Source organism: Kineosporia succinea (assembly GCF_030811555.1).
Taxonomy (GTDB): Bacteria; Actinomycetota; Actinomycetes; order Actinomycetales; family Kineosporiaceae; genus Kineosporia; species Kineosporia succinea.
The window spans coordinates 1,499,914-1,512,324 of sequence record NZ_JAUSQZ010000001.1; the positions used below are offsets into that span (position 1 = coordinate 1,499,914).

At 70.2% G+C, this 12,411-nt stretch carries 9 protein-coding genes and 1 tRNA gene; 3 read left to right on the forward strand and 7 right to left on the reverse strand.

Annotated elements, in window-relative coordinates; translation table 11 throughout:
- Positions 1-33: 33 nt before the first annotated feature.
- Entirely contained in the window at positions 34-2,790 is a 2,757-nt protein-coding gene (locus tag J2S57_RS06710) for a TIM-barrel domain-containing protein (RefSeq protein WP_307239531.1), read from the reverse strand.
- Positions 2,791-3,226: 436 nt separating this feature from the next.
- Between J2S57_RS06710 and J2S57_RS06715 the strand changes: the two genes are divergently transcribed.
- Positions 3,227-5,455, forward strand: coding sequence for an ATP-binding protein (locus tag J2S57_RS06715; RefSeq protein ID WP_307251002.1), 2,229 nt, complete (start codon positions 3,227-3,229; stop codon positions 5,453-5,455).
- Positions 5,452-5,940, forward strand: a complete 489-nt coding sequence (locus J2S57_RS06720; RefSeq protein ID WP_307239533.1) for a response regulator — start codon at positions 5,452-5,454, stop codon at positions 5,938-5,940. Before J2S57_RS06715 ends, J2S57_RS06720 begins: the two co-directional genes overlap by 4 nt.
- 52 nt (positions 5,941-5,992) lie before the next feature.
- Here the strand turns inward: J2S57_RS06720 and J2S57_RS06725 are convergent.
- A tRNA-Leu gene (locus J2S57_RS06725) sits at positions 5,993-6,065 on the reverse strand.
- A gap of 86 nt (positions 6,066-6,151) precedes the next feature.
- Between J2S57_RS06725 and fdhD the strand changes: the two genes are divergently transcribed.
- Positions 6,152-6,973 (forward strand): formate dehydrogenase accessory sulfurtransferase FdhD, encoded by an 822-nt coding sequence (gene fdhD, locus J2S57_RS06730; RefSeq protein WP_307239536.1) that lies wholly within the window; start codon positions 6,152-6,154, stop codon positions 6,971-6,973.
- On the opposite strand, the gene J2S57_RS06735 is transcribed toward fdhD, so the two are convergent.
- From J2S57_RS06735 to J2S57_RS06755, 5 genes are all read right to left on the reverse strand, one after another.
- Positions 6,970-7,902: a Ppx/GppA phosphatase family protein gene (locus J2S57_RS06735; protein ID WP_307239538.1), complete on the reverse strand. Its 933-nt coding sequence runs from the start codon at positions 7,900-7,902 to the stop codon at positions 6,970-6,972. The two genes, fdhD and J2S57_RS06735, sit on opposite strands and share 4 nt — an antisense overlap.
- Positions 7,899-8,363: a DUF501 domain-containing protein gene (locus J2S57_RS06740; protein ID WP_370882582.1), complete on the reverse strand. Its 465-nt coding sequence runs from the start codon at positions 8,361-8,363 to the stop codon at positions 7,899-7,901. The genes J2S57_RS06735 and J2S57_RS06740 overlap by 4 nt, the downstream gene beginning before the upstream one ends.
- A 62-nt stretch (positions 8,364-8,425) precedes the next feature.
- Positions 8,426-9,049 carry an FtsB family cell division protein gene (locus tag J2S57_RS06745; RefSeq protein ID WP_307239542.1) on the reverse strand — a complete coding sequence of 208 codons (624 nt, stop codon included), beginning with the start codon at positions 9,047-9,049 and terminating at the stop codon, positions 8,426-8,428.
- Between the two features lie 257 nt (positions 9,050-9,306).
- On the reverse strand, positions 9,307-10,590 hold the full coding sequence (eno, locus tag J2S57_RS06750) for a phosphopyruvate hydratase (RefSeq protein WP_307239544.1): 1,284 nt from the start codon (positions 10,588-10,590) through the stop codon (positions 9,307-9,309).
- Between the two features lie 139 nt (positions 10,591-10,729).
- Positions 10,730-12,397 carry a DUF885 domain-containing protein gene (locus J2S57_RS06755; RefSeq protein ID WP_307239546.1) on the reverse strand — a complete coding sequence of 556 codons (1,668 nt, stop codon included), beginning with the start codon at positions 12,395-12,397 and terminating at the stop codon, positions 10,730-10,732.
- Positions 12,398-12,411: the final 14 nt, after the last annotated feature.

Consider the following 12,411-nt stretch of genomic DNA (forward strand, 5'->3'; position numbering starts at 1 on the left):
CCGGACCCGCGGGGCCCGGCCCACCGCCACGACTCAGCGCCCGCGCACGAACACCGGCATGGTGTCCAGCCCGGTGGTCACCTCCGCGGTCGTGCCACCCTTGTACTTCTTGCCGGTGAAGTAGTCCGTCCAGCTGCTGCCCGGCGGGAACCACACCGACGTGGTCGCGCTCGCGCCGCCCGTCGTCACCGGGGCCACGAGATAGTCCGGACCGTAGAGATACTCGGCCCCGGCCGTGGCGTAGGCCTCCTGCTCGCCCGGGTAGGCCAGGTAGAGCGGACGCACGATCGGGGTACCGGTGCGGGTCGCCTCCTTGGCGGCCCGGTAGGTGTACGGCCGCAGCTTCTCGCGCAGGCGCAGGAACTTCGCGGCCGACGCCTCCGCCTCGGCTCCGTACTGCCAGGGCAGCCGGTCGCTGTGGTTGGAGTGCAGCCGGTCGATCGGCTGGAACGTGCCGAGCTGCACCCAGCGCGCGTACAGGTCGTCGGGAAGCTTGGTGCTGCCCGGTTCGGTGCCCGGCTCCTGCAGCCCGCCGGTGTGCCCGCCGATGTCGTGACTGATCGACGCCAGACCGGTCGCCACCGACTCGCCGGGTGTGTAACCGACCAGCATCCGCAGGGTTTCCCAGGTCGAGATGGTGTCACCGGTGAAGTGGAGCGTGGTGCGCTTGTCGGCCCAGGGACCGGTCGAGACCGCCGTCGGGTTGCCGTAGCCGCCCGACTGGAGCGAGCCGTAGGCCCGGCTGAACGCGAAACCGTTGCGCTGCGCGTACTGCTGGTTGATCCACGCGTCGCCGGTCACGCCCGGGAGCGTGGAACGGGAGGCGTCGCAGCACCAGTCGAGCCACCAGAAGTCCACGCCGGTCTTCTCGACGTCGTCGTGCAGGTCGAGATAGGCCTTCAGCTGGTCGGGATCGCCCCAGTCGAAGGTGTAGCAGTCGGCGCCGCCGTTGCAGCCCGTGCGCTGCAGCTTGCCCTTGGCCGTGGCCTGTGCGGCCGCGAACTTCTGGTCGCTGCCCAGGATGCTCGGGTGGATGTTCCAGGTGGTGTGCAGACCCTTCTGGTGCAGCCAGGCGTTGAAGGCCTTGGGGTCGGGGAACCGGGTCGGGTCGACCGACCAGCCGTTCCACTTGTCCGGGGCCTTGAAGTCGGTGTCGACCACGAGCACGTCGAGCGGCACCTTCTCCTTCTCGAAACGCTCGACGATGGCCCTGAACTCGGCGTCCGTGCGGTCGTAGTACTCGGCGTACCAGACGCCGTAGGCCCATTCGGGCAGCGTCAGGGTCGGCCCGGTGAGCTTGGAGAGGTCGCTCAGGGCCGTGGTGTAGTCCTGGCCGTAGCCGAAGACGTAACCGTCCTGATAGCCGCCGGTGTGCGAGACCCGTTGCGTCACCTTCTTCTTCGACGGGTCCCAGAGCGCCGAGGTGGTGTCGTCGAGCAGCGACCAGCCGTCGTGGTAGAGCAGGCCCGGGTTGGTCTTCGTGTCACCGTTCACGCCGTCGAGCCCGCGCCGGTAGCCGCCCAGGGCCGCGTGCGGGGCGAGCACCGGTGACGCCGAGGTGGTCAGGGCCACCGTGTCGATGTTCACGTGGCAGGAATCAGCCGCCGGGCAGGCGATCCTCACGGTGTTCGTGCCCTTGGCCAGGGTCACGGGGGCGGTGTCGGTGCGCCAGTAGTCCCAGCCGCTGGTGGGTTCCAGCTCCATGGTGGACGCGGCGGCCGAGCCGACCCGCACACTCACCGAACGCTTCTGCACGGCCTGGGAACCCGCCTTGCCGTTGGCGTACCGCAGCTGCAGGCGGTACCGGCCGGCCTTCGGCACCCCGGTCACGGTGATCATGTCGGAGGCGTTCGCGCTCTCCAGCCCGGCCACGAAACCGCTTCCGGAGAAGCCGTTGTGGTCGTCCGCGACCTTCGCCCCACCGGCCGGCGCGCCGGTCTCGGCCTCGCAGACCGTGCCGAAGACGCAGGGTTCCGGCTCCGGCGCACTCGGCGCCGGGTAGGCCGCCCCGGCCGCGAGCACGGCCAGGCTGTCGACGTTCACCTGCCCCGACTCGGCCGGACCGCGCAGCACGGTGATCTCGTGCCGCCCCGCGGTCAGCGACAGCGGCACGGTGGCCACGGCCCAGGTGTCCCACGAACCGCTGGGAGGCAACGGGAACGACGTCCCCGCGTCCCCGTCCACCGACACCCGCAACGTGCGGGCGGTGACCTGCCCGTCCGCACCGCGGTCGTTCGCGTAGCGCAGGGCGAGCTGCGAGGCGCCGGCGACCGGCGCGTCCACCATCAGCTTCAGAGCATTGCCCGTGCTCTCGAACCCGGCCACGAAACCGGCTCCGGTGTAACCACTGTGGTTGGTGGCCACACCGAGACCCTCCGAGGTGAGCCCCTCGGCCTCGCAGAGACTGCCGTAGTCGCAGCTCTTGACGCCCTTCCCGGCCCACGGCGAGGCCTCGACGTTCTGCCTGCCCGCCTTCAGGGCGATGCGCAGATTGTCGTCGCCGAAGGCGCCCGAGCCGGTCTTGTAGCGCAGCTCGAGCTCACCGGTGTCGATGGTGAGCCAGCCCTGGCTGGTGCGGCTGGTGAACCGGGGCGGTGCGAAGGACTTTCGGCCGACCACGTTGAACGTGCCCGCGTCGACGAACTTCTCGTCACCGGCGTACTCGGTGCGGATCAGGGTGGGCGAGAGCACCTGGAAGCGGGCGGCGCCCGACCTCACCGTGGCACGACCGGCGATCCCCGCATCTGTCGCCGTCGCGGCCCGGGCCGGAACCACTGGCAGCAAGAGCATCAGAGCCGTACACACCAGCATCCACCGTCTTGATCTTCCTTGATCAACCATGACACCACTATGCATCGCAGATGACCCCGCATCGAGGTCATCGAGGGCAAAGAAGGCCGACGAAACAGACCCGTGCCGTCCATACCGACCGTCGATCCGAATTCGGTTCAGGACCTTGGACCCCGTTCTGATGAGATCTCTTTACGCACTTTATTTCTCGGGCCACTATGAGCGGGGTTTTCTCACCGGCTGCGACCGCGGCCACGTCCCACCTTGAACAGATCCGATCTTGCCGCCCACCGCGTACGCCGATGTCTTCTTGAAGGAGGGCCGAAATGGCCGGACCCCGAACGCCGCTCGACTGCGCCCCATCACCCTCCCGTCCAGGACCGGCCGGTCCCGGCGCACGGCCCACCGCCCCCGGTCAGACCGGACCTGTGTGGCGATGACGACGTTCCCGGAACTGGAGCTGGAGCCGTGCTCACGTGAACCCATCCGGACACCTGGCTGCATTCAGCCGCACGGTGCCCTGATGGTCCTGGACCCACAAGGTTTCCAGATGATGCAGAGAAGTCAGAATCTCGAACTGGTCACCGGCAGCGATCTGCCCGTCGGCACCTGTCTGACGCACCCGGGGAACGACTGGCTCGAGCCCTTGACCACAGCCCTGGCCGAATGGCTGCCTCTGGGCCCGACCTCCCCTCTCGGCCTGCGCCTCGCCGCGCCGGCGAGGGACCTCAGCACCCTGGCCCATCTGACACAGCAGGGTGTCATTGTTGAGTTCGAACCCTGGCGCACCTCCCGGCCCGGTGACCCCCCGGAGGCGCTGGGAGACCTGTCGAGCCGTTTCGCGCGATTGCTGGCGACCGACCGGAGCCAGGACCTGGCAGCCCAGCTGGTTTCAGAATTGCGGGTCCTCACCGGTTTTCACCGTGTCGTCGTCTACCAGTTCGCCGAGAACGGAGACTGCACTGTTCTGGCCGAGGAGAGCGCCGACGGCACCACCGCCTATCTGGGGCTCCGATTTCCCGCTCGGCACGTCCCGGCCCAAGCCCGCCGTCTCTACCTCCAGGTTCCCGTCCGGCAGGTCCCCGACGTCGACTACGTCCCGGTACCGCTGGAACCGGAGTTGAGCCCGGTCGACGGACAGCCTCTCGACCTCGGTGCCGTTCACCTTCGCAGCACCTCCGATCACCACCGCGAGTTCATGCGCCGCATGCGTACACCGGCCTCGATGTCGGTCTCCCTCGTCATCGACGGGGAACTCTGGGGAATGGTGTCGTGCCATCACGACCGCCCCCGTGCGATCGACCGACGCACCCGGACCGTGTGCGCGCTGGTCGGCCAGATCGCCTCAGAACACTGGGGATCTCTGCTCCGGGCCGAACAGGAGAGGCGCCATGGCGAACGACGGCGCCTGGCCTCCGAACTGGCCGAAGTGCTGAGCACTGTGCCGGAGCCGGGGGCCTGCATCACGATCCGTCCCGACCTCTGGCTGAGTCTGACCGAGGCCGACGGGGTGGCGCAGGTGACAGGCGACGCGGTCACCCGGGTGGGCCGGACCCCGTCTCCCGCCGAGTTGACCTCGCTGGCTCGTTTCCTGGATCAGGACGACCACGGTGAGATCGCGGCGTACGAATCCTCGGCGCATCTTCCGGCACCGCTGCGGGACTCGGTCACAGGGCTGCTGGCCGTGTCCCTCCCGGGCGAACGTCCGCGGTACCTCTTGTGGTTTCGCTCTTCGGTCCGCCAGATCGTCTCGTGGGCCGGTGAACAGCGACCCCGTGCCGGCGAGCAGTTTCCCGCCTCGCTGCTGCCGGCCGACTTCTCGCCGTGGGACGAAGAGATCCACGACCGGTCACGTGCCTGGTCACCCATCGACAACGAGATGGCGGAGAAGATGCGCGACGTCGTCACCAGTCTGCTGCTGCGGCAGACCGTGCAAGTTCAGTCCAGGCTCAGCGTCCAGCTGAGCGACGCCAACCGCGAGTTGGAGAGTTTCACCTATTCCGTGGCCCACGACCTGCGGGCACCTCTCCGGCACATCTCACAGTTCGCCGAGCGGATTCGCGAGGTCGTGGATACCGGTCCGGCGGTGCCCGACGGGCTGTCCGGCCTGGTGGACAGCCTGACCCGCTCGGCCGACTGGGGAGGTCGTCTCATCGACGACCTGCTGGCCTTCGCCCGTCTCGGGCGGACCTCGCTCCGCATCACCGATGTCGACCTGGACGCGTTGGCCAGATCTGTTTGCGACGCCTTCGCCCGGGACAATCCTGACCGCCCGGTGGAGTGGCAGATCGCCCGGCTCCCCGTGTGCCTCGGGGACGAGCAGCTCTTGATGCTGGCCCTGCACAATCTCGTCGACAACGCGATCAAGTACACGGCCGAGGTCCGGCCCAGCCGGATCAGCATCGCCGGCGACATCGTGGACGGCCAGGTCGTCTGCACCGTCTCGGACAACGGAATCGGCTTCGACATGAACTACCAGCAGAAGGTGTTCGACGTCTTCGTACGACTGCACGAGGATCGTGCCGGCCTCGGCACGGGCATCGGCCTCGCCTCGGTCCGCCGCATCATCGAGCGCCACGGTGGAAAGGTCTTCGCCAACAGCGAGCCCTCCGGCGGCGCCCGCATCGGGTTCACCCTGCCCCACACCCGCCCGGAGGCGTCGTGAACGTCCTGACCCAGGACCGTCTCCTGCTGGTCGACGACGATCCGACTGATCAGGAGATGATCACCCACGCTCTGGTCTCGGCCGGTTGGGCCGCCGACCGCATGGACTGCCTGAACGACGGGGCCGAGGCACTCGACTACCTCCACCGACGTGAGGCCTTCACCGGTCGAGGCCGACACGATCCGCGGGTGGTGCTCTGCGATCTGAAGATGCCGAGGGTCGACGGGCTCGAACTCCTGAGGGAGATCAAGAGTGACCCCTTGTTCCGTCACATACCGGTCGTCATGTTCACCGGGTCGGAGGGCGAGCGGGACATTCAGCAGTGTTATGACAGGGGAGCCAACGGATTCCTCGTCAAGCCCATGCGGCCGGCCGAGTTTCGATCAATGCTGGCCGACTTCGCCACCTTTTGGCTCATCCACAACCGGAGTGTCTCGACTCCAACCCATGACGCCCGCCTAGGCCCACGGGACGACGGACGCTAGTACCGACCAGACCGCGAGGGAACCGAACATGACCGCGCCGTGGCGGGTCCGGTGCCCCCGACGGGATTCGAACCCGTACTGAAGCGCTTTTAAGGCGCCTGCCTCTGCCGTTGGGCTACGAGGGCGTGGATCACAGGTTATGCGGTCGCGCGGGCCCGGTGTGCGGAACCGGCGAGCGTCACAGAAAGCCGGGCAGGCTTAGGCTGATGACATGGGACATCTCGTGGACCGTCGCCGGGTCGTCCGCGTGCGTGGGGCAGGAAGCCCCGGGGCCGCGGCGACCACCCGCCCCGACTCACTCGCGGTGGAGGCACCGCTGACCATCAAGGCCGGTGAGACCACCATCGCCACCACCATGCGCACCCCGGGTCACGACCTGGAGCTGGCGCTCGGCTGGCTGGTGGCCGAGGGCGTGGCCCGCTCGTCCTCCGACCTGACCGAACTGACCTCGTGCGACACCGACACCGTGCGCGTGGGTCTCGCCCCCGGCGTCCCGGTTCCGCAGCCGCGTCTGGGGGCCACGTCGTCGGCCTGTGGGGTGTGCGGGAGCGACACGATCGCCGAGGTGCTGAACCGGCGGCCCGACCGGCCGCTCGAGGTCGCGCCCCTGATCGACGCCGGGGTGCTGGTGTCGCTGCCCGACCGGCTGCGGGAGGCGCAGCGCGCGTTCGACCGCACCGGCGGCCTGCACGCGGCCGGGCTCTTCACGCCCGAGGGCGAGCTGCTCTGCGTGCGGGAGGACGTGGGCCGGCACAACGCGGTGGACAAGGTCGTGGGCTGGGCGCTCACCCACGGGCTGCTGCCCGCGTCGAACACCGTGCTGCAGGTCAGCGGGCGGGCCTCGTTCGAGCTGACGCAGAAGGCGACGATGGCCGGGATCCCGGTGCTGTCGGCGGTTTCCGCACCCTCGACGCTCGCGGTCGATCTGGCCGAGGAGGCCGGGCTGACGCTGGCCGGGTTCGTGCGGGGCGACTCGATGAACCTCTACGCGCACGCCTCGCGGGTGCGCGTAGAGGTTCCCGTGACGGTTTAGGCGAGTCCCCAGGCCATACCGTCGAGGATGTCGTGCTCGGAGGTGACCTGGGTGCTGATGCGCCCGGTCGCCCCCATGCGCTCCACGATGCGGCGCCACACCAGGGCCCCGGCGCCGATCACGTCGACCCGGCCGGGGTGCATGAACGGCAGCTCGGCCCGCTGCGCGCGCGGCATCTCGATCAGCTCGGTGCAGGCCCGCTCGACCTGGTCGAGAGTGAGCTCGGCGCCGTGGATGGCCTTCGGGTCGTACGACGACAGGCCCAGCGCGTGGGCGGTGACGGTGGTGATCGAGCCGGCCACCCCGACCAGGGTGCGGGCCTCCTCGAGCGGGACCTTCTCGGCCACCTGGGCCAGGGCCGCGTCGATGTCGGCCGTGGCGGCGGCGATCTCGGCGGGGGTCGGCGGGTCGCTGCGCAGGTGCCGCTCGGTGAGCCGGACACAGCCCACGTTCACCGAGATCGCGCTCTCCACGCGCTTCTCGCCGAGCACGAACTCGGTCGAGCCGCCGCCCAGGTCGACCACCAGGGAGGGCGCGGGGTGGGTGCCGGGCAGGCCCGCGGTGGCGCCGGTGAACGACAGCTCGGCCTCTTCGGCGCCCGGGATCACCTCGGGCTCCACGCCCAGCGCGTCACGGATGCCCGCCACGAAGATCTTGCGGTTGCGCGCGTCCCGGGTCGCCGACGTGGCGACGAACCGGATCGCGTGCACCTCGTGCCGGTGGCAGAGGTCGGCGTAGCGGCGCGCGGCCTCCAGGGTGCGTTCCATCGCCTCGGGATTGATCTCACCGGTCTGGTCCACCCCCTGGCCCAGCCGCACGATCTCCATCCGGCGCTCGACGTCGACGAGAGTGCCGCGGCTGCGGCTCATGTCGGCGATCAGCAGCCGTATCGAGTTGGTGCCGCAGTCGATCGCAGCAACCCTCGTCATCGTTCCTCCACTCCGCAGGGCCCTCTCTCCCACCAGCACGGCAGGGCGTCGAGAACCTCGTCCCCCAGCGGATTCACCCCCCGGCCGGCCGCGAGCGCGTGCGCGGCGTAGACGTGGAGGCACTTCACCCGGTCAGGCATCCCACCGGCGCTGACGCCGGCGATCTCGGGCACCTGGGCGAGTTCGGCCCGCCGCTGGAGATAGTCCTCGTGCGCCCGACGCTGGGCGGCTGCCAGGTCCGGATCGTCGGCGATCCGGGCCGTCATCTCCTTCATCAGCCCGCCGGCCTCGAGGGTGCCGATCGCACCCGCGGCCTTGGGACAAGTCAGGTAGTACATGGTGGGGAACGGCGTTCCGTCGTCCAGCCTGGGGGCAGTCTGCACCACATCCGGCTGACCGCAAGGGCAACGGGCCCCGACGGCGACGACATTGCGCATGGGACGGCCCAGCTGGCGGTGCATGATCTCGAGGTCTTCAGCGGTGGCCGGGCTGGGACCCGGATCGCGCTGGGCTTCGGCGGCGCTCACGGCACCTCGGTGGTGGCCTGGGCCTCACCCTGGGAACCGGCGGCCTGGGCGGACACCCAGACGCTGGAGAACCAGGACTGGTTGCCCGCGGGCACGTCGGCGGCGCCGGTGCTGCTCGGGTCGGCCTGCGGCGTGGGCGTGGCACCGGGGACCGCGTAACCGATCTCACCGGGCATCACGTAGTCCAGCCGGGCCCGGGCCTGGGCTCGCACGTAGTCGTCGTCCTTCCAGCGTTCCTGCTGCTTCTTCAGGGACTCGACGTCGTTCTGGGCCTGGGTGACCTCGGAACGCATCGACTCGATCTCCGCGCGCTGCACCAGCCACTTCTGGAAGTAGGGCAGGGTGAGCAGCGCGAGGGCCGCCATCACGGCACCGAGAACCCAGATCGGGCGGCCGGTTCCGAGGGCGAACCCGCGGCCGCGGGAGCCACGGCCGGTCGAGCCCGACCGCGGCCGGGCCGAACCCGGGCGGGTGCTCGTGGGCCGCAGCCCGCCGGAGCGGGAGGCGGTGGTGCGGGCGACCGCGCGCTTCTTCGGCGGGGTGTGCAGGGCGCGGACGGCCGCGGCCTGCCTCTTCTTGGCCGCAACGACCTTCTCGGCGGTCGTCGCGGGCTTCTTCACCGGCTTCTTCGAAGAGGCCTTCAGCGGCTGTCCCGCGCGGGGAGCAGCAGCCTTACGGGCCGAACCCGGCGACCCGGCCGAACCCGGCTGCCGGGCCGAACCGGGCTGCCGGGGCGAACCGGGCTGCCGGGGCGAACCGGGCTGCCGGGCCGAACCGGCTGACGCACCGGAGCCGCCCGCCCGCGCCCGGGGGGCACGTGGCCCTCCGGCGGGATCGGGGATCCCACCGGAGCCGGGTGCGGGCGGACGGCGAGGGCTCATCGGTGGTTGAACCGGGGGAACGCGCCGGCGCCGGCGTACACCGCGGCGTCGTCGAGCTCTTCCTCGATGCGCAGCAGCTGGTTGTACTTCGCCACCCGGTCGGAACGGGCCGGGGCACCGGTCTTGATCTGACCGCAGTCGACCGCGACGGCCAGGTCGGCGATCGTGGTGTCCTCGGTCTCGCCCGAGCGGTGGCTCATCATGGCGCGGTAGCCGCTGCGGTGGGCCAGGGCCACGGCGTCGAACGTCTCGGTCAGGGTGCCGATCTGGTTGACCTTGACCAGCAGCGCGTTCGCGGCGCCGGTCTCGATGCCCTGCTGCAGACGCGCCGGGTTGGTGACGAACAGGTCGTCGCCGACGATCTGCACCTTGGAGCCGACCGCGGTGGTGAGGTCGGTCCAGCCCTGCCAGTCGCTCTCGTCCAGCGGGTCCTCGATGGAGACCAGCGGGTAGTCGTTGACCAGGCTGGTGTAGAACTCGATCATCTCGGCCGAGGAGCGCTTGGCGCCCTCGAACGAGTACACGCCCTCGCTGTGGAACTCGGTGGCGGCGACGTCGAGCGCCAGGCCCAGGTCGGTGCCCAGCACGTAGCCGGCCTTGTCGATGGCCGTGGCGATGAGCTCCAGGGCCTCCTTGGTGCCGGCGACGCTCGGGGCGAAGCCACCCTCGTCACCCAGACCGGTCGAGAGGCCCTGGGCCTTCAGCACCGACTTGAGCGAGTGGTAGACCTCGGCGCCCATGCGCAGGGCCTCCTTGAAGGAGGGCGCGCCGAACGGGGCGATCATGAACTCCTGCACGTCCACGCCGCTGTCGGCGTGGGCGCCACCGTTGACGATGTTCATCATCGGCACCGGGAGGATGTGGGCGTTCGGGCCACCGAGGTAGCGGAACAGCGGCAGCTCGGCCGACTCGGCCGCGGCCTTGGCCACGGCGAGAGAGGCGCCGAGGATGGCGTTCGCACCCAGGTTGGCCTTGTTGTCGGTGCCGTCCAGGTCGAGCATCGCCTGGTCGACCATGCGCTGGTCGCTGGCCTCGAAGCCGAGCAGCGCGGGCTGGATCTGGTCGAGCACGGCGTTGACCGCGTTCTCGACGCCCTTGCCCAGGTAGCGCTTCTTGTCACCGTCACGGCGCTCGACCGCCTCGAAGGCGCCCGTGGAGGCGCCGGACGGAACCGCGGCCCGCGCGATGGTGCCGTCGTCCAGCGCCACCTCGACCTCGACGGTGGGGTTGCCCCGCGAGTCCAGGATTTCCCGGGCTCCGACGGCCTCGATGGTTGCCATGTTTCGCGCTCCTGCTCGTCAGACCGAATAGCCGACCGTTACGACTGTGGAAGAACTGCGTTACCGACCTTATCGTCAGGCCTGACGCCCTCCCCTCACCTGGGGGCAGGTGTCCGGGGGCCAAAGGTCCTGCGAATGCTCACTCGAGGCCGAGCAGGGCACGCAGGTGACGCGGCGGCGGGGCCCCGTGGGCCAGCAGTTCGTCGTGCACCTGCCGTTTCGACCACTCCGGGTTCTCGGCGTGCACCCGCCCGGCCAGATCGCGGATCTCGCGGTGCCCGACGTAGTAGGTGGACAGCTGGGTCGAGGTGAGCAGCGCCCGGCGCCACTTGCCCGCGGCCTCGCCCTCTTCCTGGTGCCCCCGGGCCGTCATCAGCCGCATCGCCTCGTCGCGGGTCATCCCGTGGGCGTGCACCCGCACGTCCAGCACCGCGTTGATCGCACTGCGCAGGGCCATCTTCAGGGTCATCAGGCGCAGCCAGACATCGTCCTCGGCCCGGCCCGCGCCGAGCCCGAACGACGCCATCAGCTCCTCGGCGTACACCGCCCAGCCCTCGATGAACGTGCCGCTGCGGATCGCGCTGCGCACCGGCGTCGAGCCGCGGTAACGGTTGCCGTGCGCCAGCTGCAGCGCGTGCCCCGGAAACCCTTCGTGCACCGCGAGGTTGCGCAGCATGTGGCCGTTGTACTCACGGCGCAGGTCTTCGTCGCCGAGTTCCGTGGCCACCGCGAAGAAGGTGGGCAGGAGCCCCTGCGCGGCCCCCGGCTCGAGCGGGCCGGGCGGGTCGCAGTAGGCCACCGAGATCCCGGCCCGCGACGGCGGCATCCCGATCACCCGCACCGGGGTGGGCGGAACGGTGACCAGGTCGAGTTCGCGCACCCGGTCGGCCAGCAGGACCAGGGCCTCCTCGCAGAGCGGGCGCACGGTGGCATCGGTCACCGGGGCGGACGCGGCGGCCTCGTCGAGCACCTCGCGCACCAGGGTCTCCGACATCGGGCGGCCACTGATGCGCCCGGCCAGCTCGGCGATCTCCTCCTCGATCGCCTGCAGGTCGCTCTCGGCCCGGGTGAGCAGGGCGTCCGGGCTGGTCTCGGTGTCGAGCGTGTACCAGAGCCGGGCCGCGTAGTTGAGCTCGCCCAGGCGCGGGTCGCCGTCGCTGACCGGCAGCTGTGACTCCAGCCAGCGGGTGTGGTCCTCGAGCGCCTCGAGGGCCTCGTCACGCACCTTGCGCACCGCCACGGCCAGCGACTCGTCTTGCGCCAGCAGCGGTTCCAGGTCTTCGGTGAGCAGCGGGCGGGTGCCCCGGGCCTGGTCGACCGCGGTCTGCACACAGAGCCGGGGCATGTCGCGCAGCACCGAGCGGGCCTGCTCGAGCCGCTGCGGCACCTGCCCGAGCCGGGCCGCCAGGGCGCGCAGCCGCTCCGGCGCCGGGCCCTCCCGGGTGATCAGCGGGTAGAGCCCCTCGCCGGGCAGGTGCAGCAGCGGGTCGTTCTCGAACCGGCGCAGCTCGGTCTGCTCCCAGAGCGTGCCGCTGACCCGGGTGCGCAGGATCTCCAGGTCGACCCGGTCGTCGGGGGTGAGCGCGGTGTCGTCCACGTCGTCGAGCGCCGACATGGCGTCGACCAGCATCGACGCCCGGCGGATGGTCGCCTCGACGGTGAGCTCGGTGGTGAGCTCGTCGTAGCGGTGCTCGCCGAGCCGGGTGGCCTCCTCGGGTGCGGCCTCGAGGAGGGCGTCCAGCACCTTGGTCGCCGCGTCACGGAACCGGGCGGTCACGATCGGGTCGTCGTCCTGCTGCTCGCGCATGCACCCCATCGTGC